Origin of the sequence: Geotalea daltonii FRC-32 (assembly GCF_000022265.1) — a bacterium.
GTDB classification, from domain to species: domain Bacteria; phylum Desulfobacterota; class Desulfuromonadia; order Geobacterales; family Geobacteraceae; genus Geotalea; species Geotalea daltonii.
Genome location: NC_011979.1, coordinates 3,807,513 through 3,829,187 on the forward strand (window position 1 = coordinate 3,807,513; position 21,675 = coordinate 3,829,187).

Consider the following 21,675-nt stretch of genomic DNA (forward strand, 5'->3'; position numbering starts at 1 on the left):
ATTAGTACCCTTACTACATTCGGAAGGAAATAATGTAAATTGCACCTTGAAAAATGAGGCGACAATGATTAGTTTGTTCAGGACCGACCTACTTTTGCAAAAGGAGAAAAACCGTTCATGACCAAAAGCACGAAAAAGTTTGAAACCGAAGTCCAGCAGCTCCTTGACCTGGTTATACACTCGCTCTATTCCAACAAGGACATCTTCCTGCGCGAGCTCGTCTCCAACGCCTCTGACGCAATAGATAAAATCAAATTCGAGTCTCATTCAAACATGGATCTTCTGGAGGGGAATGCCGACTGGAAGGTTAAACTCATAGCAGACAAGAGCGCCGGCACCCTGACGATCCGCGACAACGGTATCGGTATGAATATGGCCGAGGTTGAGGAAAATATCGGCACCATTGCCCGCTCCGGCACCCGCGCTTTCATGGACAACCTGAAGGGCAAGAACCTCCAGGACAACCCCGAGTTGATCGGCCAGTTCGGCGTCGGCTTCTATGCGTCTTTCATGGTGGCCGACAAGGTGACACTGATCACCCGCAAGTCGGGGGATAAAAATGCCGCCTGCTGCTGGGAATCCACCGGCGACGGCAGCTATACTATCGAAGACTGCGAAAAAGAGACTCGCGGCACCGACATCACCCTGCACCTCAAGGAAGAGATGAAGGAATATCTGGACGAATGGAAGATCCGCGGCATCATCAAGAAATATTCAGATTATGTGCAGTATCCTATCGTTATGGACATTACCAGGGAAGAGCCGGTCAAGGGGGTGGACGGCAAGGTCATTGAAGGTGGCGGCACCATCGAAAAGACCACCGAAGAGACCTTGAACTCCATGAAAGCCATCTGGACCAGGCCCAAGAGCGAAATTACCGAAGAGGAGTATGAAGAGTTTTACAAACATATCTCCCACGATTACGACAAACCCTTCCGCACCATCCACTATTCGGCGGAGGGCACCAGCGAATTCAAGGCGCTGGTCTACATTCCCAGCCATAAGCCCTTCGACCTCTTCATGCGCGACCACAAAAAGGGCATCCATCTTTATGTTAAGCGGGTCTTCATCACCGATAATTGCGAAGCGCTGGTTCCCGATTACCTGCGCTTCATGAAGGGGGTAGTCGATTCCAGCGACCTGCCCCTCAACGTCTCCCGCGAGATACTCCAGGAAGATGTGCAAATCAAACGGATCGAGAAGAATCTGGTGGGCAAAATCCTCTCCACCCTGGCGGAGACAAAGGAGAAGACACCGGAGGATTACCTGAAATTCTACCGGGAGTTCGGGCCGGTACTCAAGGAAGGGATCCACTTCGACTTTGCAAACAAGGAGAAGCTGCAGGACCTGATCCTTTTCGAAAGCTCAAAGACCGATAGCGGAAACTTCGTCTCCCTGAAGGAATACGTTGAGCGCATGCCTGAGAACCAGAAGGAGATCTATTACATCACCGGCCCTTCCCGCTCAGGGCTTGAAAATTCACCACACCTGGAAATATTCCGCAAAAAGAGCTTCGAAGTCCTGTACATGACCGATCCGGTGGACGAGTGGGTGGTGCAGAGCCTGACTGAGTACGAAGGCAAGAAGCTTCATGCCGTTGACCGTGGCGACCTGGAACTGGACAGCGAAGAAGAGAAGAAAGAGAAGGAAGCAAAGCAGGAAGAGGCAAAGAAACAGTATCAGGGTGTTCTGGATTACATCAAGGAACAGCTGAAGGACCAGGTAAAGGAGGTACGATTTTCCAACCGCCTCACCGACAGCGCCTGCTGTCTCGTTGCCGATCAGCATGGCCTCAATGCAAATATGGAAAAAATCCTCAAAGCAATGAATCAGGATGTGCCCGAGTCAAAGCGGGTGCTGGAACTGAACCCGGACCATCCGCTGATGCAGGTACTGAGCGGGCTCTTTGAAAAAGACAAGGAAAATCCGAAACTGGCCGATTACTGCGGGCTGCTCTACGACCAGGCACTTCTCACCGAAGGTTCACCAATCCCCGATCCGCTCCGTTTCACCAAGCTGATTGCCGAACTGATGGTAAAAGCGGCGTAATCCCACCCTCCCCTAGCCCCTCCCATCAAGGGAGGGGGAACTAAAAAACCCTCTCCCCTGGTGGGAGAGGGTCGGGAGAGGGGGAAAATTCCCTCCTAATGTATCAGCTCACCTTATAGAAGGCCGACCCTGCCGCACCGCAGACAACGCATTTGTCTGGCGCTCCACGCTCCACCGTGTGTCCGCAGACCGGGCAGACATAATAATCAAACTCCTCTGCCGCAGCCCCCAGCGTATCCAGCGCCTTCTGGTAAAGCTCCGCATGGACCTTCTCGACTGCGTTAGCGAAAGTGAATGAACGCCTCGCCTCCGTCGCCCCCTCCAGCTCGGCATCTGCGATCATCTGCGGATACATGTTCTTGAATTCATGGGTTTCGCCGGCTATGGCCTCAACGAGATTCTCCCTGGTGCCGTTGATCCCCTTGAGGGCCCGCAGATGATTATGGGCATGAACGGTTTCAGCTTCGGCTGCAGCACGAAAAAGCCTCGCCACCTGGGGAAAACCATCCTTGTCAGCTTGTTTGGCAAACGCAAGATATTTACGATTGGCTTGGGATTCACCGGCAAAAGCCTCTTTGAGATCATTTTCCGATTTTGGAGTGTTTGACATTTTAATCCTCCTGGGTTGTGATTGCATGGGTCGGGGATAAATGATACCACATTGGGTGGAAATGCAAGTTGGCAGGTAAATAAAGAGTCTATAATCTTATCAGGTCCTCATGTTCCTCCTCATGGGGATTGATATGAATCATCACGTCTCCCACGTTGGAAAAACTGTCGAAAACCAGCTTTTTAACCTGCGTGGCAATGGCATGGGACTGCTTGACCGTCATCTCCGGGTCCATATCCAGCTTGAGGTCGATGATCACATATTGGCCGGAGCGACGACCCTTTATCTCATGCACATGTTCGACACCCTCGACATCTTCAGCCAGTGCCGTCACAGCGTGAAGCATCTCCTGTGGCGGCAGGCCGTCCATGAGATCATGGGCCGCACCGCTGAAGGTCTGGTAGCCGATATGGAAAATAAAGAATGAGGTAAGACCGGCAGCCAGGGGATCCATGACCTTGAAGCCGAAAAAGGCGCCGGTAACCCCCACCAGTGTGGCAATGGAGGTGATGGCATCTTTGCGATGATCTTTGGCGATGGCCATGACAGCAGGACTCCCCAGATCACCTCCGACCCTGAGGGAAAAGCGGCACAGCCATTCCTTGATCAGTATGGTAACGAAGGCAGCCAGCACGGCTATTAACTGGGGCTCCTCGTACACTCCGGCAGAGATAGTTTTCACAGCTTTATAGAGAATGCCGAAACCGGTGATAAAGATGACCAGCGAAACGAGAATTGCAGATATGCTCTCAGCCCGGCCGTGACCGTAGGGATGTTTTTCATCGAAAGGCTTTCGGCCGATCCTGAGGGCTATGATCGTTGTCAATATGGCAATGAAATCGCAGGCGCTCTCCACACCGTCGGCAAAAACCGCTTCAGAACCACCGAAATGCCCTGCCGCGATCTTCATTATCATCAACACCGCATTCATCCAGAAGCCAAGCCTGATGACCCGGTCGGCCTGATTGAAACGTTCGGCCCTTTGCACTATATGCCCCCTGCCCTGCGCAGATCCTTCACCGTCAACTGCAAAGAACTTCTGCCATTCCAGTTATTTATAGCAGGGGAAAAGGCTAGGTCAATGCGTTCTCCCACCGAAACCCTCCCTGCCATGGAAAAGGCGATCGCCTCGAATTTCTTCGCCTCAACCTGCAGGCGTAATTTCAGATGGGTATCCTTCACTATCCGGCTCTCCAGGACCTCCGCATCCTGGAGGAGAAACACTGGTTCCGGGTTCCCCATACCAAAAGGCTTCATCCGCTCCAGTTCCGACACCAGATCCAGGGTAAGATCTTCTGCCTTCAGCTCGGCATCGATCAAAAGCACCGGTATCAGATCCTCTGGGGTGAGCAGCCCATCGGCTATCTCATTGAACCTTTCGACGAATGCTTGCAGGGTCTCTTCGGCAATTGCAAGCCCGGCTGCATGTTTGTGACCGCCGAATTTCACCAGATGCTCGGCGCATGCAGTCAGGGCCTCGTGCAGGTGAAAGCCGGCGATACTGCGGCCGGAACCTTTGCCATTGCCGTCTTTCAAGGCAATGAGAATCGTCGGGCGATGGTAAAGATCCACCAGCCTGGATGCCACAATACCTATCACCCCCGAATGCCACTCTTCCGAGGCAAGAACAATACTTTTCCTCCCTTTGAAGGCTGCATCATCCCTCACCATCTGCAGGGCATCATTCAGTATCTCCCGCTCCACAGCCTGCCGCTCGGCATTGCTGGCATCCAGAGCTGCCGCCAAAGGCTCAGCGCTCTTCAGATCTTTGCAGAGAAGAAGTTCCACAGCCATTGCGGCGTTCTCCAACCGTCCCGCAGCATTGAGCCTGGGAGCCAGGCGGAACCCCACCGCGCCGCAGCCTACATCTCCTGTTATCCCGGCAACCCTCTTCAGTGCCTGGATACCCGGCCGATGGGATTGGCTTAACTCCATCAAACCATATTTGGCAAGGATCCGGTTTTGATCGATGAGCGGAACAACGTCAGCAATGGTGCCAAGGGCCACCAGATCAAGATATTCCCGCAGATTTGGCTCTGCCCTGCCGGAGAAGAAACCCTCTGCCCGAAGGCGGCTTCTCAGGGCAATGACCAGATTGAATGCAACGCCGACACCGGCGAGAGCTTTGAATGGATAGTTGCATCCCTTCTGGTTGGGATTAATGACGGCGCAGGCATCGGGCAGGGCTTCCCCAGGAGTGTGATGATCGGTGATAATCAGGTCGATGCCGGCTTCGGCACAGAGCTTGGCCTCGGCCAGTGCGGTGATGCCGCAGTCGACGGTCACCATGACGTCCGTTTTGAGTCGGGCAGCCTTATCTACGGCGTCTGCAGAAAGGCCATAACCATCAACGAGGCGATCCGGAATGATATAACAGGCATCAATACCGATGGTCTGAAAAAAAGTAAGCAGCAGCACCACCGAGGTTATACCATCCACATCGTAGTCGCCATGAATGCAGATTTTTTCCTTGCCGACAGCGGCCCGCAAAAGCCTTTCCACCGCAGATTCCATACCGAGCAGCATATATGGGTCGTGAAGTTCGGCGAGACTTGAGGTAAAGAACGAGGCAGCTGCTTTACAGTCGCAGGGGACGCGGTTAAGAAGCAGCCTTGCAAGAAGGGGGGTAGCTACCCCCGCACTCACAAGCCGCTCCACATCATCCGGCTCGCTCTTTCTCAGCTCCCACCTTTTTTCCAGTTTATGGTGCATCGATTTTTCCCAGGGAAACTTTCCATAAAAAAAGACCCCGCCGAGGCGGGGTCTTTTACTGAATCGGCATCTTACTTCGAACCTGATTTGAGCTGGTCCATTTGCATTTTTATCTGTTGGGCCGTCGGACTTGTTGAATCCAGTTCAAGATAACGGGTCCAGGCCTTGACCGCCTTGTCCGGCTGTTTCAGATCGAAGGCATAAACGACCCCCAGATTGTAGAGACTCTGCAGGTGTTTGGGATCCACCTGCTGTGCCTTCTCAAAGTTGGCAATGGCCTTGTCGAACCAGCCGATTTTCCGGTACATGATACCCTGGTCTGTCAGAACGTTGGTGTTGGCGGGATCAAGTTCCAAAGCCTTGGCATAGGCATCGACGGACTTTTTTGCCTGATCGGTGTCGAAATAATCGTTGCCCAGCTGGATCCATGCCTGGAGATTCTTCGGGTCGGCGGCAACAATTTTTTCCGCTTCGGTTATTCTCTGTTGGTAATCGGTTGGAGAACCGGCTCCCTGCGGCACTCCGCCGGTAACAGGTACAGTCTCTTTTTTTGAGCTGACACTGAAGATGAGGAACCCGCCGAGAAGACCGATGATCAATGCTACTGCTATTCCCAGAATGCTTTCCTTACTCATGCTCAAGAACCTCCTTTAGGCTTTAACTTGACCGGGGGTCTTTTCCCACAGAGCAACTATGGGGCTGGCGACAAAGATGGAGGAATAGGTAGCAACAACAACCCCCACAACCAAAGCAAATGCGAAGTCATGGATAACTTCCCCGCCGAACAGCAGCAGGGAAATGGCCGCCAGAAATGTCGTCAGCGAGGTAATTATGGTTCGAGACATAACCTCATTGATACTCTGGTTGAAGATCGTGAACATGTGCTCTTTCAAGTTCTTATGCATGTTTTCCCTGATTCGGTCAAAAACGACAACCGTGTCGGTGAGGGAATAGCCGGCAATGGTTAGTGCTGCGGTTACAAGCAGCAGATTCACCTCTTTGTTAAGGACAAAGAAGATGGCAAAGATTGCCAGCACGTCATGCATGGTGGCAACGACGGCGCCGATGCCGAATTTGTAGTCAAAGCGCCAGGCTATGTAAAGAATTATGCCCAGCATGGATATGGCCACGGCAACAAGCGTGTCCTTGCGCAGTTTGTCCCCTATTGACGGTCCGATCTCAGTGGAACTTTCAACAGCAAAAGGGTTGGCGGCGAAGTCCTTTTTCAGGGCTTCCTGGACTGAATCAGCCACATTCCCCGTACTTTTCCGCATTTTGATCAGCAGTTTGTTGCCTTCCTTTATTTCCTGCAACTCGGCATTTTCTATCCCGTTTTTAGCCAGGCTGCTTCTGACGCTTTCCATGGTAAAGGGCGCAGAAAACTTCAGCTGCATGGCGGTGCCGCCGGAAAAATCGATCCCCATGTTGGCAGCTCCCCTGGCAATCTGGATGATGCCGATGAGGCCGATAATGGCAATTATGGCGGAAATGGCAAAGGAGATTTTTCTCATGCCGATGAAATCGATTTTTGTCTTACCGATGAATTCCATAGTTCATTCCCCCTATATACTCAGTCTTTTCACATTCTTGCGCTCGAGGAAAAGATCGAAGATCACCCTGGTTGCCAGGAGCGAAGTGAAGAGGTTTATGATGATACCAAGGCTCAGGGAAACGGCGAATCCCTTGACCGGGCCGGTGCCGAACTGGAAAAGCACGGCTGCCGTGATCAGCGTAGTGACATGGGAATCCATGACGGTCAGGAATGCTTTGTCATAGCCGGCATCCAGCGCAGCCTTTGCCGTCTTGCCCAACCGCAGCTCCTCTCTGATCCTTTCGAAGATGAGAACGTTCGAGTCCACTGACATGCCGACCAGCAGAACGATAGCGGCAATGCCGGGTAACGTCAGTGTAGCACCCAGAGCAGCAAGTGCCCCCATCAGATAAACGATGTTCAGGACCATCCCCATATTGGCGACAAGCCCGGAGAGTTTATAGTAGACAGCCATGAAACAGATGACAAGAGCCACACCGATGAGACCGGCGATCAACCCTTTGTTGATGGAATCCTGACCGAGGGAAGGACCAACGGTCACATTCTGGATGATCTTGACCGGTGCAGGCAGTGATCCGGCACGAAGGACTATTCCCAGGTCGGAGGCTTCCTTCTCTGTAAAGGAACCGGAGATCTGGGCACTCCCCCCCGAGATGCGCTCGCGAATCACCGGAGCGGAATAGATATTGTTGTCGAGAACAATGGCAAAGCGCTTGTTCACATTGGCTGCAGTTACCTGGTCAAAAAGCCTGGCGCCGGTTGAGTTGAATTCTATGGCCACATAGGGCTGGTTGTATTGGGAGTCGATCCGCACCTGGGCATCGGTAAGAAGGTCTCCCGTTATCATTGCCTTTCTCTTCACCACCAGAGGAGTCTCGGACACTGCTCCGGTGGCAGGATCTGTCTTCTTCTCGTAAAGAATTTCATCATCTTCGGGGATCGTGGAAGGGGTTGCCGTAACGGCGTTGACGTTTTCATCCACCAGCTTGAATTCAAGACGTGCGGTCTTGCCGATCAGCTCGATGGCCCGCTTCGGGTCCTTGATGCCGGGAAGCTGCACGACCACATGATTTATCCCTTCACGCTGAATAACCGGCTCTGAAACGCCGAACTGGTCGATCCTGTTGCGGATGGTTTCCAGCGCCTGCTGTACAGCCTTGTCCTTCCTGACCTGAGCCTCTTTCTCGTTTATTCTCAGCTGCAGATTTACAAAGCCCCCCTCATCAAACAGGGGGAGCAGTTCAAGGTCCGGGTACTTTTTCTTTATCAGCTTCTGCACGGTGTCGGCAGAACCACGGTCATAAAGCACAAGCTGTACCCGGTCGGAACCGATCCTGCCCACCCGCTTGAAGCGGATATTCTGGGCATTGAGACTGTCCTCAAGGTCGGTGGAGATCAGATCCAGCGAGCCTTCGACCGCTTTCTGGGTCTCCACTTCCATAACCAGGTGGCTCCCCCCCTGCAGGTCAAGGCCCAGGTGGATCTTATCCTTGGGCAGAACTCCCCACCAGGACGGCAGCTTGGGAACCAGCGTCGGGGTCATGTAGAGAAAAGAAATCAAAAGGAAGCCAACAATCAGGCTGATTCGCCAGGTAAAACCCTTGCTCATGGATGAAGCTCCTTTCACTTATCAAGATCAGTCTTTTTTCAGGCTGGCGATGAAACCTTTGTTTATTTTGACATTTACCCCGGTGGCCACTTCAAGGGTAACGACATTTTCATCGATGGCAGTCACCTTGCCGTGCATGCCGCCGGCGGTGATTACCTGATCTCCCTTTTTAAGGGAATCAAGCAGAGTGCGGTGTTCCTTTGCTTTTTTCTGCTGTGGGCGGATGAGGAGAAAATAAAAAATGGCAAACATGAAAATCAGCGGCACAAGGTTCATCAGAGCAGACTGCCCCCCACCGGCAGCCTGTCCACCGGCAGGTGTTCCCATCGCAAAAGCCAAACCAAACATTGTCGAACCTCCATTTATAATTTTGTGTAAGCTTCCTGTTCCCTTTTTTCAGGCATATAAATACATTACAGAGTACCGTCTATACCAGATCTTTTTTCGTAAAAATTTTTCCTGAAGCCAGCAAATCTGTCCTCTGCAATGGCCTTTCTCGCCGACTCCATGAGTGAGAGATAGTAATGAAGGTTATGCCAGGTATTCAAGCGTGAAGCCAGTATCTCACCGCTACGGAACAGGTGACGAAGATAGGCGCGGCTGTAATTCCTGCAGACGTAACAATCGCACTCAGGATCGATGGGGAGACTATCTTCTGCATAGCGTGCACCTTTGATGTTCAACCTGCCGAACGAGGTAAAGACCATGCCGTTCCTGGCATTCCTGGTTGGCATAACGCAGTCGAACATATCGAAGCCTGCATTGATCCCCTCTATCAGGTCCTCCGGTGCACCGATTCCCATGACATAGCGGGGCTTGTCCATGGGAAAGAAGGGCGCCGAAAAGTTCATGACCTCATGCATCAGTTTCTTCTCTTCACCTACGGAAACCCCACCCAAGGCGTAGCCGTCAAAGCCTATTTCCTGCAGTGCCAGGGCGCTCCTCTCTCGCAGCTCGGGCACCATCCCCCCCTGAACAATGCCGAACAGTGCCTGATCCTTGCCCTTTTTAGCGTTCTTGCAGCGCAGTGCCCAGCGCGTGGTCATCTCCATGGATTTGGCCACATAGGCGTAGTCAGCCGGGTAAGGCGGGCATTCGTCGAAGCACATCATTATATCGCTGCCCAGGGCCTCCTGGATGGCGATAGAGGTCTCCGGCGATATGAAGTGATAGGAGCCATCCAGGTGGGACTGGAATTTGACACCCTCTTCGGTTATCTTGCGCAGTTCCCCCAGGCTGAAAACCTGAAACCCACCACTGTCGGTCAGAATTGGCCCTTGCCAGTGCATGAACCGATGGAGTCCACCCAGCCGCGCCACCAGCTCATGGCCGGGACGCATGTAAAGATGGTAGGTATTGGCCAGGATGATCTGGGCACCGGCCTGAACCAGTTCCTCCGGGGTCATCGCCTTGACCGTTGCCTGGGTACCGACCGGCATGAAAATAGGCGTATCGATCCTGCCGTGTGGTGTTGTCAAAGAACCGAGCCTGGCACCGCTGGTGCTGCAGGTTTTTATGAGATTAAAATGTATGGCCGACAATTAAACCTTCAATAGATAAACATCGCATCACCGTAGCTGAAAAAGCGGAACTTTCTCCTGACCGCCTCGGCGTATGCGTTGAAAAGCCTGTCTCGACCTGCAAATGCTGAAACGAGCATCAGCAGGGTTGATTCCGGCAGATGGAAGTTAGTGATCAGGGCATCCACAGTCTTGAATGCATAACCGGGAACGATGAAAATATCCGCCTCCCCCTCTTTTGCATCAAGGCTGCCATCTTCTGCAGCGGCGTGTTCCAGAGCCCTGGTGGTTGTCGTACCAAGGGCAATCACACGCTTCCCCGCTTTTTTCCTGTCAGTGACGGCCTTTGCCGTTGTCTCCGGTATCCGGTAGTATTCCCGGTGCATCCGGTGTTCGCTCAGATCCTTCACCCTGACAGGCATAAATGTGCCAAGCCCCACGTGCAGGGTCAGAGGCAGGATATCGACCCCCCGTGCCCGAATCTTCTGCAAAAGGCTTTCAGTGAAATGCAGTCCGGCTGTCGGGGCGGCCACAGCTCCCCGCTCCCGGGCAAATACCGTCTGGTATCTTTCCCCATCGATTACATTTGCCGGTCGGTGGATGTAAGGGGGGAGCGGCATGCTGCCGATCATCTCAAGGCGGTCGAGAAAGCCTTCTTCAGGAGAAAACGAGACAATCCATGTATCATGCTCGCTCCGCTCCACGATCCGGGCCGTAACCCCTTCCGATAGAAGGATCAGCGATCCGGGCGCGGGTGATTTCGAGCACTTTATCAGACATTGCCACACCTGTCCTGCTTCGTCCCTGCGCCTGACAAGGAACACCTCCGCCTTACCGCCTGTTTCCTTCCGGCCCAGCAGCCTGGCCGGTATCACTTTCGTGTCGTTTATCACCAACAGGTCGCCGGCAACAAAATATTCTGCAATATCGGCCACAACGCCTTCACCGATCTCACCGCTTTTCCTGTCGAGGGTCATCAGGCGAGCCGATTCCCTTCGGTGTGCCGGCTCCTGCGCTATCAGCTCCGGCGGGAGATGATAATTGAAGTCTTTAAGCTGCATGTTCAGTCTGCCGTTATCTTTACCAGCCTGGTGCCTGGATAATAATAGGAAAGAATCTCCCGGTAATCAAAACCGTCACCGGCCCTCTGTTTTGCCCCCCATTGGCAAAGCCCGACCCCATGCCCGTAACCGACCCCGGCAAAGGTTATACCATCAGCGGAAGAACGGATGTCGAAATTGGTACTTTTTATGGTGCTGTAGCCGATTGCCTTACGAAAATTGGCGGCACCGATGGTGAGACGGCCCTTTGCCGAAATTACGGCCACATCTTGCAACCGGCCGCTCCTGTTATGACGCCCGGTTTTGATTTCCCTCAGGCCTGCAGCCTGATAGCCGGCATTTTTCAGTAAAGATTCCAGCTTTTTCAAAGAAATGGTCTGCTCCCACTTTACGGATGGTGCGGCAAGACAGTACTTGCAATCAACACCGGGAAGATAAGGCACCACACTTCCCCAGACATTTTCGGCGGCCTCCGTATGTCCACCGCAACTGGAATGGTAGAATGCCTGAATGACGGCGCCGTCATGGGTAAGCACCTGGCCGGCAGTCTCCTTGACTCCGCGGGCCGCACGGCTGTCCTCGATGTCGCTACCTGCGTAGACCTGATCCATGACGCTGGATTCCAGATGGTAAAGGGCCCCTTTTCGGGCAGCCTTCTGGTATATGGCATAGGACCGGGCAATTACTGCCTGTGCTTTTACGGCCTCTATGGGCCATTGGGAGGAAATCTCGCAATTGATCAGGCCGACCAGATAGTCTTCAAGGGGCAGTTCATCGACCACGAGCAATCCCTTGTCGGCAGGAAGAATTTCCAGAACCCCACGATAACCCTTGCCGTTAATGAGCAGGAAGGCAGGTGCGGTTGCCTTCAACCTGCCTACCGTTCTGTTGTTTACAGAGATACCGTCTCTGACCCTTTTGACATGGATCGGCGTATCGAGCCGCAAAGGCTGACCATCGCCATCCATGAGCAAAATACCGTTACCTTCCAGAGAAAAGCTCTCAGCTCCCTTAAAAACCGCCACTCTTATAATTTCAGGCCTTGTGTCGACACCAAGGACAGCAGCAGGGAAAAGAACCAGCAGGATTATGATACAGAAAACTCTCAAGAAGTTACCTTTATTACGGCCTTTAAACTGGACGATAAGACCATAGAACACCGGCCAAAGTCAATAATTTTATCATTCAAATTAGGCGTTTTTTACTTGACGCCTTGGCAAGCGAATTGCTTTACTCATTAATGAAATTCTTCGCCGCGGGAAAGCAGATACCCTTCGCCGGGAGGTCAGGTGGCTGCTATTGTGTTTCATATTTGCGGTAATCGGAAGTGATCGCCATAGATGCCCTGCAGCTACAGAAGGAGAGAGCACCCGGCGGAGATTGCAAAATTTGAATGCATTAACAATATCGATCGTTTTGCACAATAAACAGTGCCAATGAAGCAGAATTAACCGCCAAATCACTCAAAACCTTGGGCAAAATGAGAATGTATGTCCAGCAAGCAGAATACAGGATAGATGATTAATTCTCTTAAGATAAAAATAATAGGGCTTGTTACTGTTACCATCATAGGCATCGTCTCGCTTGTCTCCTATGTTACCTACAGACAGCAGAAGGAAATGCTCTATGACATGGCAACTTACAACACCAATGTGCTCAACGAGACGGTGAAAAACAGCATCAGCGATGCCATGCGTTCTGGCCGGTCCCAGGAAATAAGTGCCATTTTCAGCCGCCTCCGCTCCAAGGAATTCATCTCATCCCTGCGTATCGTCGATGAAACGGGCAAGATTCTCATTTCAGCAGATCAGACGGAAATAGGACATTTTCTACCCGAATACGAACGACACGAGCTAAAAACAAATTTTCAGCAAAAATTCACCCTTTCCGAGAATCGAAGGGTCTTCGATTCTTTCGCCCGTATTCCCAATAATCCTCTCTGCCATAGATGTCACAGTCCGAGCATCAAAACTCTTGGATTCTTGGAAACTGAACTGTCCATGGGTTATATGGAAAGGTTCCTTGAGAAAGAAAAAAGAACTGCTGCCATTTCTACGGTACTGATCATAGGCTTGATCATTATTATGGTTTCGGTATTTCTCATTTTCTATGTGGATAAACCGATCAGGAAATTGATTTCAACCATGGAAGAGGTAGAAAAAGGAAACTTCGACCACAGGACCATAATCAGCAGCAGCAATGAAATGCGCATTCTTTCCCAGAGCTTCAATCGAATGGTCGAAAGATTCCGTGACATGATGGAGGCCAATATCGTCCATGAGAGGGAGCTGGCCCGGGCACAGGAAAAGCTGAGCCACCACCGCGAAACCCACCTGATGAATCAAAAACTGGAAGAACAGATCAAGGAAATCGAAACGCTGAATGTCAACCTTGAAGAGCGGATCGAGGAAATCGAAGAAGCAAATTACAAGATTGCCGATCTGGCGGGTGAACTGGAAGACAAGAATACGACCCTGGAAAATGCCGTTTCCAAGCTATCCACTCTTTACAAGGTAGGCCTGGCCATAAATTCCACCATGGAATCGGAGAGCCTTTTCAAGCTGATTGTGAAAACCACTATGGATACACTACGTGCCCAGATCGGCTACATCATTCTTTGGGACCAGGAACAGCATGAGATGCTGATTACAACTCTGATTGGACATGACGGGCTTTCTCCTTCGGGTACGGTGTTACCCCGGAAACAGTCCAGCGTCTCCAGCTGGGTTATCGAAAACGGCAAGCCGCTGCTCATTGCCGATATCAATCAAGCTCCGGAGTTTGACCGATTCAGTGCCATGGGTTATGAGCGCAAGACCCTGATCTGCGCTCCTCTCATCGTAAAAAACGAGATTATCGGTACCATTACCGTCGTCAACAAGATCGACAACTCCACCTACAATCATGAGGAACTGGAACTATTTTCCACCATCGCCGCTCAGGCAAGCATCGCCATCAAAAACGCAAAGCTTTATGACGAGCAGCAAAAGACCTATCTGAACACCATTCAGGCCCTTGTATCGGCCATTGAAGCCAGCGACAGCTATACCCGTGGCCATTCCGAGCGGGTTACCTACTATAGCCTGGAACTGGCCAAGAAACTGGAGCTGCCCCAGGATCGTCTCAAGATCATCGAAAGGGCAGCGATTCTCCACGATATAGGCAAGATAGGCATTGACCTGACCTTGCTCCACAAGGAAGGAAGGCTGACTGCGGAGGATATCAACGATCTTCAGCAGCACCCCACCATCGGCATGAAGATCCTCGAGCCGATAGAGTTTCTTCAGGATGTAAGGCTTTGCATCGGTCAACACCATGAACGCTACGATGGCCAGGGTTATCCCAACTCCATTCCCGCATCCGGATTGCTCCTTGAATCAAAAATTCTCGCCATAGCCGACGCCTTTGATGCAATGACCTCAGACCGCCCCTACCGTAAGGCTCTACCGGTCGAGGTGGCCATCAATGAGTTGTACAGCAACGCCGGCACCCAGTTCGACCCCGAACTTGTACCTCACTTTGTGGACCTTCTCAAGGATTCCCAATTTCAGAGCAGCAGGGTAGGCAGAGCCACTGCCATGGCGTGAGCCCTCCGCCGGCAAGACAAAAGTCCCTCCGCGCCCTCCAATCCAAAGCATTTGCCCCTCCCGCCGAATCATGGTATATAAGATCAAAAGTCCGGCACACTCCTACACCATTCAGGATTTCCATTGCCAACTCTCCTCCAGGTACAAAATCTTACCGTCAACTTCAGAGTCCCCCAGGGAACCCTGCAGGCTGTCAGCGGTGTCAGTTTTTCTCTCGACAGGGGCGAAACACTGGCCATTGTCGGCGAATCCGGCTGCGGCAAAAGCGTAACCGCCTACTCCATAATGGGGCTGGTTGCGTCGCCGGGCAATATAGCTGCCGGAGAAATAGTCTTTGCCGGCAGGGACCTGCTCAGGCTCGATGAGCAGGAGATGCGCAAAATCAGGGGTGACCGGATTGCCATGATTTTCCAGGAACCCATGACCTCTCTCAATCCGGTGCTTTCCGTAGGCACGCAGATCATCGAGGGCTTGCGGCTCCATCGCGGCCTGTCCCGGCGGGAAGCCAGGGAGGCAGGAATCGGCCTGCTCGAACAGGTGGGCATTGCCTCCTCAGCCGTGCGATTTGATGAATATCCGCACCAGATGAGCGGGGGCATGCGGCAACGGGTCATGATTGCCATGTCCATTGCCTGCAATCCCGAACTCCTTATCGCCGATGAACCGACAACAGCACTGGACGTAACCATTCAGGCACAGATACTGGAACTAATGGACCGGCTGAAAAGGGAAAACCGGATGGGAATGATCCTGATAACCCATGATTTGGGAATAGTAGCAGAACGTTCACACCGCACGGCGGTCATGTACGCAGGGAAGATTGTCGAATACGGCCCGACGGGGGAAATATTACGCAAGCCGGGCCACCCGTATACCGAGGGGCTGCTTAAATCTCTTCCCCAGGACACCAAACCTGGTCAGCCACTGCAGACAATATTCGGATCTGTCCCGGATCTCCTGGTCAGACAGCCCGGCTGCGGATTTTGCAACCGCTGTCCGGGGAAGGACTGGCACTGTGAAACAGCTGAACCGGAAATGAAAGAAATCGCCGGCGGCCACTTTGTCCGCTGCTGGAAAGTCCAATGAACACGCTCATTGAGGCAAAATCCCTTGCTAAACATTTTCCTGTAAAGGCCGGCCAGTTCGGCAGGCAACAGCTATTGAAAGCAGTTGACGGAATAGATCTGCATATCGGTAAAGGGGAAACTCTCGGCGTGGCAGGAGAATCCGGCTGCGGCAAATCTACCGTAGCAAAACTGCTGATGGGCCTGATAAAGCCATCTGGCGGGAGCATCACCTACCAGGGGAAGAGCCTGGTTGACATGGGCAAGGTAGAGCGCGCCTCCTTTCGCAAAACCGTGCAGATGATTTTTCAGGATCCGTTCTCTTCCCTGAATCCTCGCATGAGAGTGGGAGATATCATCGGCGAGCCGTTCACCGTTCATGGCCTTGCATCCGGTGCCCGCAAAAGGGATCTGGTAATTGGCCTCATGGCAAAGGTCGGCCTGTCGGAAGAGCATTTTTACCGGTATCCCCACGAGTTTTCGGGGGGACAGAGGCAGAGAATCGGCATTGCCAGGGCACTTGCCGTTTCACCGAAGCTGCTCATCGCCGATGAACCGGTCTCTGCCCTGGATATTTCGATCCAGGCGCAGATCATCAATCTGCTCATGGAACTGAAGCGGGAATATGGCCTTTCCTTCCTCTTCATAACCCATGATCTCTCCGTGATCCGTCATCTGAGTGACCGGATAGCCATCATGTACCTGGGAAAGGTGGTGGAATCGGGGACCAGAGACGAAGTGCTGGACCGGTATCTCCATCCCTACACCCAAGCGCTTCTCTCGGCAGTGCCGCGTATTGATCCCGACAGGACAACCGGAAGAATAGTCCTCCAGGGTGACCTGCCTTCACCCATCCATCCGCCGTCCGGTTGTCCCTTCCATACCCGCTGTCCCTATGCCGAGAATATCTGCAGCAAGGAACCGCCGCCTCTGGAGGAAAAGGAACCTGAGCACCTGGCCGCCTGCCATTTCAGTCAAAAGCTGTTTCGCTGATTCAACCTTTTTTATTGACAAAAAACGATTTAAACTCTATAGGTTGTAGCGTTTTTGCCATTGAGGATCACAACACTGGAGGCAATGTGGAATTTGATAAAACAAGGAATTTCGATACTGAAGCGGAGATATTGAAGGTGCTGGGTCATCCGGTCAGGCTGAAAATAGTTGCCGGACTTTGTACGAAGGAATGCAACGTGAAGTACATCTGGGAATGCCTCGGGCTGCCCCAGGCAACGGTTTCACAGCACCTGGCGCTGCTGAAGAACAAAGGGATCATTGAAGGAAAACGGGAAGGTGTAGAAGTTCACTACACGGTGGTGCATCCGCTGGCAAAGAAGCTGATCGCCGTCCTCTGAGAACTTTCAAACCACAGCCGACAACTCCCCTTCCAAAGGGGATTTTTATTTTCCGCTTACATCCAGTTCTTCTATTCTCAGGGCTGGGGAACCGACCGCCCCGAAAAAGCGCAGGTCATCGCCGATCCCGCCCACGTCCCGGAACAAATCCATTATATTACCGGAAATGACAATGCCCTTTACCGGGTAGGCGATTATCCCTTTCTCTATGTAAAAACCTGCCGCTCCCACTGAAAAGTCACCCGAAACCGGATTGGCCGTGTGCATTCCCATCACCGACGTCAGGAGCACCCCCTTATCCAACTGGTCGTAGAGCTTGTTTACGGGTGTGACCCCGTTTTCGATGAAGAAATTGGTGACCCCCATGTGGGGAAGCCCCTTAACCCCGCCACGCACCGCATTACCCGTGGAAACAACCTTATCCTTGCAGGCGCAGTAACTGTTGTAGAGAAATCCTTTAACCTCGCCACCTTCAACAAGGACCGTCCTCTGCCTGGGCACCCCTTCCCCGTCAAAGGGGGTCGTTGCCATACCGCCGGTGAGGAGTCCGTCATCGACGATTTTCAGGTTTCCGGCAAAAAGACGACTGCCCTTTTTCCCGGCCAGAATGGATTTCCCTTTCTGCACGTTTTCGGCCAGAAAAGAAGCTGCCAGCACCTCCAGGACCTCGGTTGCCACATAATTGTCCAGGATCACCGGGCATTTCATGGTGGCGATGTTGCGGGCGCCAAGCATGCCCGTCGCCTTGACAGCAGCGTTCTTTGCGATAGCCGCCATGTCCAGCCGGCTGAAATAGTTGCTGAAGCCGAAATCCCAGCCCATCTGCGACTGCCCCTCTTCTTCAGCCACGGCAGATACACTGCAGGAAACCGAGGTGCCGAAGTAGCTCCCCTCTACCCCCAGGGAGTTTCTGATGAACACTCCATAGCTGGATTCACCATAGCTGCTCTTTCTCACCTTTTTTATCCGGCTGTCCTCGGACAGGGTGAGCCGCTCAAGCTCAAGGGCGCGGGCAATCTTTTCCTCTTCTCCCACATCCGCCAGACTTTCATCCACAAGGCCGGATACCGTTTGATAAGTTGCCGGTGGGGGAAAACAGTTACACTCATCCTTGGTCTGTGTTTCGGCGCCGATTACCGCATTGGCAACCATCCGTTCCAGGTCCTTGCCATCCATGCTCGTGGAAAAGGAAAATCCCATCCCCCCTTCCTTGAGCACCCGGATGCTGACCCCGACCGGCTCGGAACATTTGAAGGTATCCACCTTCTGCTCCCTGACCTCTATGGAAAGATTGCGGGATGCGCCGAGCATGATTTCATAGCCATTCAATACATGGCCTTTAAGCAGTTTTTCAACTCTTGCCGCTTCACGGTGGAAGTCCATGGATTCTCCGGTGCAGGTTATAGTTCGAGGATCATGGCGATCTCATCGCAGTCGGGAAACTTAACGCACTTCATGCAGTCCCCCCAGACCTTGTGGGGGAGCTCAGACTTGTCGACAACGTGAAACCCGAATTTCGCGAAAAAATCAGGCTTGTAGGTAAGGCAGAAAACCTTTTTCAGTCCAAGCAGCCTCGCCTCGTCAATACATGCCTGCACCACCTGGGTGCCGATCCCTTTACGACCGGCGTCGTCGGCCACAGCTACTGAACGGACCTCGGCCAAATCCTCCCAGACGATGTGCAGGGCAGCGGTGCCGACAATGCGTCCCTCGATCTCGAATATGTTGAAGTCGCGAATTGCCTCATACAGCTCGGCAAGTGAACGGGACAGCATGTCCCCGCGGGAGGCATAGAAGGTTAAAAGCTTCTGGATATCCTTGACATCATTTATCTCAGCCTTGCGCAACATTACAGATCCTTTCTCGCGGTTGCGGGAAGGTATTTTTACCTAACCGCCTCCCCTATCATCTCCCGGGCATGCTCCAGGGTCGTGTCGGTAATCTTGATCCCTCCCAGCATCCGTGCCACTTCAGCTACCCGGTCATCATTGGCGAGCGGGACGGCAGAGGTAATCGTACGCCCCGACTCCACCTTCTTTTCCACTTTGAAATGCAGGTCGGCATAGGCAGCCACCTGGGGAAGATGGGTAATGCACAGCACCTGCTGGGCTGCCGCTACCCGCTTAAGCTTCTCGCCTACCAAGGCAGAGGTTGCCCCGCCGATACCCGTATCAACCTCGTCAAAGATAAGAGTCGGCACGTCGCTTTCCGGGTGCAGCTGCTTCAAGGCCAACATCAGCCGCGACAGTTCACCTCCCGATGCTATCTTCGCAAGTGGCTTCGGAGTTTCCCCAGGGTTTGGCGAAAAGAGAAACTCGGCACGTTCCAGGCCGGTTGATTTTGCCTGGGGGAGCCTTTCAAAGGCTACCTGGAAGCGGGCATTCTTCATGGCCAGCTCGGACAGCTCCTTCTCCATGGCCGATTCCAGCAGTTTTGCCGCGGCGGAGCGTTTCGAGTAAAGGCCCTCCCCTTTGACCCGTAAGGCATCAGTCAGATCCTCAAGCCTCTTCAGAAGCCCGTCCCGGTTTTCCTCCCGTGACCTCAGCTCTTCCATTTCCCGGTCGATGGTTTCCTTGTATGCAAGCACCCCCGGAATATGGGGGGCATATTTCTTCTTCAACCGCTGGATCAGCTCCAGCCGGTCTTCAACGGCCTGCAACCGTTCAGGGTCTGCTTCGATCCTGGTAGCGTATGTCCTCAGCGCCAAGGCCACGTCCTCCAGCTGGATGGAAGCTGCATCCAGTGAGGCCAGAGTATTTTCCAAAGCAGGATCGATGGCTATCATCTCGGCAAGCCGTCTCTTCACCTGGGCCAGCCGGCCAAGGACGGCGTCATCGGCACCATACAGCTCGGCATATGCTTCCTGGCTATTCTGCAGAAGTTTCTCTCCATGGCTGAGAAGTGTCCGCTCCCGATCCAGTTCCTCTTCTTCCCCGACAATCAGGGCCGCATTGGCGATTTCATCGGACTGGAAGGAAATGAGGTCCAGGCGATGGGCTGCATCCCGTTCATCTTCCTCCAATGCCTTGAGTTTACCACCAACCTGCCTGTATTCATCATGGAGAGCGGCAAATTCCCTGCGCAGCTCAAGCAGCCCCCCGTAACCGTCAAGGAGCAGCAGGTGGTTTTCCTGGCGCAGCAGGGTCTGGGCCTCATGCTGGCCATAGATATTTATCAACAACCTGGAAATTTCTGCCAGTATGGAAATGGTCGACAATCCGCCGCCGATAAAAACCCGGTTTTTGCCAGAACGGGAGACGACCCGCTTGATCAGCAGTTCGCCGTCGCACTCGATACCGATTTTATCAAGTTCTGCCAAGATCGAAGGACGACCGGAGAGATCGAAAATGGCTTCCACAACCCCTTCTTCAGCCCCGGCACGGATAAGGTCGGCCGACCCGCGGCCGCCAAGAATCAGATTCACCGCATCGATGATGATCGATTTTCCCGCACCGGTCTCACCGGTCAGGATATTGAGGCCGCCACGGAAGGAGACCGTCAGGGAGTCGATGATGGCGATATTTTTAATGGAAAGGTCTGTCAGCATTTAAAATCCATTGAAATTTATTGATTTGCGTTCAAAAATGCCCAGGTGCAAGGCGCGCGAGGCCGAGGAGTGAGGCGTACATCGGTACGCCGCAGAGACGAGGACCGAAGGGCAACACAGCAGATGGGCGTTTTTCAACGCAAATCATCTTTCGCCCCATTTCAGCTTGGTCCGCAGCACCTCAAAATAATCCTTGCTCCGCGACTGGACCAGCCGGGTCTGGCGCTCTGCCCGCTGGATACGGATTTGATCGCCGTGTTTCACTTCGAAGCCCACCTGCCCGTCCAGGGTAAGGAAAACATCCTCGTTGACCGATTGCAGGCTGATGGTGATCAAAGCATCGCCTGACACGACAATCGGGCGATTGGTAAGGGTGTGGGGGCAGATGGGAGTAATCACCAGGCAATCCAGCTGCGGGTGGATGATCGGGCCGTTGGCGGAAAGGGAATAACCGGTTGAACCGGTGGGAGTGGAGATGATAAGGCCATCGGCCTTGAAAGTGGTCAGATAGCGGCCATCGACCTCAGTTTCCAGATCGATAATCCTGGCCAGCGCCCCCTTGTTGATAACCACATCGTTCAGGACCTGGCGGCCTTCGATCTCAGCCCCGCCCCGGTGCAGGGAAACACGCAGCATCATCCGCTCAGATACCTCGTAATCCCCCTTCAGACATCGTTCCAGAGCAGGATACATCTCTGTCAGGGTGATTTCCGTGAGAAAGCCCAGGCTTCCCAGATTGACGCCGAGAATCGGCACTTGCCTGTCTCCCACCAGTCGGGCCACAGAGATCAAGGTTCCATCGCCACCCAATACCACCACCAGATCGGCCTGCTCGGGAATATCATCTCTTTTCGCGGTATATGAGCAGCTGATGTGTTTTGCCAGATGCGGTTCCACCAGGGGAGAAAGCCCCCTTGCCAAAAGCCATTCGACCAGCTCTTCAGCTATTCCCACGCAGCGGGGGTCATGTACCTTGGCAAAGATTGCTATTTTTTTCATGGCGCAAGCCTTT

The 21,675-nt window shown here is 53.0% G+C and carries 19 protein-coding genes; 5 read left to right on the forward strand and 14 right to left on the reverse strand.

The window, feature by feature from the left end; all coding sequences use genetic code 11:
- Positions 1 to 117: 117 nt before the first annotated feature.
- Positions 118 to 2,049, forward strand: coding sequence for a molecular chaperone HtpG (gene htpG / locus GEOB_RS17125; RefSeq protein ID WP_012648514.1), 1,932 nt, complete (start codon positions 118 to 120; stop codon positions 2,047 to 2,049).
- Between the two features lie 103 nt (positions 2,050 to 2,152).
- On the opposite strand, the gene GEOB_RS17130 is transcribed toward htpG, so the two are convergent.
- The 10 genes from GEOB_RS17130 to GEOB_RS17175 form a co-directional block, all read right to left on the reverse strand.
- Positions 2,153 to 2,659, reverse strand: coding sequence for a rubrerythrin family protein (locus GEOB_RS17130; protein ID WP_012648515.1), 507 nt, complete (start codon positions 2,657 to 2,659; stop codon positions 2,153 to 2,155).
- 88 nt (positions 2,660 to 2,747) lie between these two features.
- The gene (locus tag GEOB_RS17135) at positions 2,748 to 3,647 is read right to left on the reverse strand and encodes a cation diffusion facilitator family transporter (protein ID WP_012648516.1); all 900 of its coding nucleotides are present in this window, start codon (positions 3,645 to 3,647) and stop codon (positions 2,748 to 2,750) included.
- Complete coding sequence (gene recJ / locus GEOB_RS17140; RefSeq protein ID WP_012648517.1) at positions 3,647 to 5,371, reverse strand: single-stranded-DNA-specific exonuclease RecJ; 1,725 nt, start codon at positions 5,369 to 5,371, stop codon at positions 3,647 to 3,649. The genes GEOB_RS17135 and recJ overlap by 1 nt, the downstream gene beginning before the upstream one ends.
- A gap of 71 nt (positions 5,372 to 5,442) precedes the next feature.
- Positions 5,443 to 6,006, reverse strand: coding sequence for a tetratricopeptide repeat protein (locus tag GEOB_RS17145; RefSeq protein WP_012648518.1), 564 nt, complete (start codon positions 6,004 to 6,006; stop codon positions 5,443 to 5,445).
- A 15-nt stretch (positions 6,007 to 6,021) separates the two neighbouring features.
- Positions 6,022 to 6,921 carry a protein translocase subunit SecF gene (secF, locus tag GEOB_RS17150; RefSeq protein ID WP_012648519.1) on the reverse strand — a complete coding sequence of 300 codons (900 nt, stop codon included), beginning with the start codon at positions 6,919 to 6,921 and terminating at the stop codon, positions 6,022 to 6,024.
- Positions 6,922 to 6,933: 12 nt separating this feature from the next.
- Positions 6,934 to 8,532, reverse strand: coding sequence for a protein translocase subunit SecD (secD, locus tag GEOB_RS17155; RefSeq protein WP_012648520.1), 1,599 nt, complete (start codon positions 8,530 to 8,532; stop codon positions 6,934 to 6,936).
- 27 nt (positions 8,533 to 8,559) lie between these two features.
- Positions 8,560 to 8,880, reverse strand: coding sequence for a preprotein translocase subunit YajC (gene yajC, locus GEOB_RS17160; protein ID WP_012648521.1), 321 nt, complete (start codon positions 8,878 to 8,880; stop codon positions 8,560 to 8,562).
- Between the two features lie 65 nt (positions 8,881 to 8,945).
- Entirely contained in the window at positions 8,946 to 10,073 is a 1,128-nt protein-coding gene (tgt, locus tag GEOB_RS17165; protein ID WP_012648522.1) for a tRNA guanosine(34) transglycosylase Tgt, read from the reverse strand.
- An 8-nt stretch (positions 10,074 to 10,081) separates the two neighbouring features.
- Complete coding sequence (gene queA, locus GEOB_RS17170; protein ID WP_012648523.1) at positions 10,082 to 11,113, reverse strand: tRNA preQ1(34) S-adenosylmethionine ribosyltransferase-isomerase QueA; 1,032 nt, start codon at positions 11,111 to 11,113, stop codon at positions 10,082 to 10,084.
- A 2-nt stretch (positions 11,114 to 11,115) separates the two neighbouring features.
- Positions 11,116 to 12,222, reverse strand: a complete 1,107-nt coding sequence (locus GEOB_RS17175; protein WP_041267189.1) for a SpoIID/LytB domain-containing protein — start codon at positions 12,220 to 12,222, stop codon at positions 11,116 to 11,118.
- Between the two features lie 408 nt (positions 12,223 to 12,630).
- Here GEOB_RS17175 and GEOB_RS17180 point away from each other — a divergent pair, with 408 nt between their 5' ends.
- The 4 genes from GEOB_RS17180 (at position 12,631) to GEOB_RS17195 (ending at position 17,116) form a co-directional block, all read left to right on the forward strand.
- The gene (locus GEOB_RS17180; protein WP_012648525.1) at positions 12,631 to 14,700 is read left to right on the forward strand and encodes an HD domain-containing phosphohydrolase; all 2,070 of its coding nucleotides are present in this window, start codon (positions 12,631 to 12,633) and stop codon (positions 14,698 to 14,700) included.
- 123 nt (positions 14,701 to 14,823) lie between these two features.
- Positions 14,824 to 15,786 (forward strand): ABC transporter ATP-binding protein, encoded by a 963-nt coding sequence (locus GEOB_RS17185; RefSeq protein WP_012648526.1) that lies wholly within the window; start codon positions 14,824 to 14,826, stop codon positions 15,784 to 15,786.
- Positions 15,783 to 16,757 (forward strand): ABC transporter ATP-binding protein, encoded by a 975-nt coding sequence (locus GEOB_RS17190; protein ID WP_012648527.1) that lies wholly within the window; start codon positions 15,783 to 15,785, stop codon positions 16,755 to 16,757. The genes GEOB_RS17185 and GEOB_RS17190 overlap by 4 nt, the downstream gene beginning before the upstream one ends.
- Before the next feature lie 86 nt (positions 16,758 to 16,843).
- Positions 16,844 to 17,116, forward strand: a complete 273-nt coding sequence (locus GEOB_RS17195) for an ArsR/SmtB family transcription factor (RefSeq protein ID WP_012648528.1) — start codon at positions 16,844 to 16,846, stop codon at positions 17,114 to 17,116.
- Between the two features lie 45 nt (positions 17,117 to 17,161).
- Here GEOB_RS17195 and GEOB_RS17200 read toward each other — a convergent pair whose 3' ends face one another.
- From GEOB_RS17200 to GEOB_RS17215, 4 genes are all read right to left on the reverse strand, one after another.
- Positions 17,162 to 18,499, reverse strand: coding sequence for a TldD/PmbA family protein (locus tag GEOB_RS17200; protein ID WP_012648529.1), 1,338 nt, complete (start codon positions 18,497 to 18,499; stop codon positions 17,162 to 17,164).
- A gap of 17 nt (positions 18,500 to 18,516) precedes the next feature.
- Positions 18,517 to 18,966 carry an N-acetyltransferase gene (locus GEOB_RS17205; RefSeq protein ID WP_012648530.1) on the reverse strand — a complete coding sequence of 150 codons (450 nt, stop codon included), beginning with the start codon at positions 18,964 to 18,966 and terminating at the stop codon, positions 18,517 to 18,519.
- 35 nt (positions 18,967 to 19,001) lie between these two features.
- Positions 19,002 to 20,663: a DNA repair protein RecN gene (gene recN, locus GEOB_RS17210; RefSeq protein WP_012648531.1), complete on the reverse strand. Its 1,662-nt coding sequence runs from the start codon at positions 20,661 to 20,663 to the stop codon at positions 19,002 to 19,004.
- Between the two features lie 144 nt (positions 20,664 to 20,807).
- On the reverse strand, positions 20,808 to 21,662 hold the full coding sequence (locus GEOB_RS17215; RefSeq protein WP_012648532.1) for an NAD(+)/NADH kinase: 855 nt from the start codon (positions 21,660 to 21,662) through the stop codon (positions 20,808 to 20,810).
- Between the last annotated feature and the right edge of the window lie 13 nt (positions 21,663 to 21,675).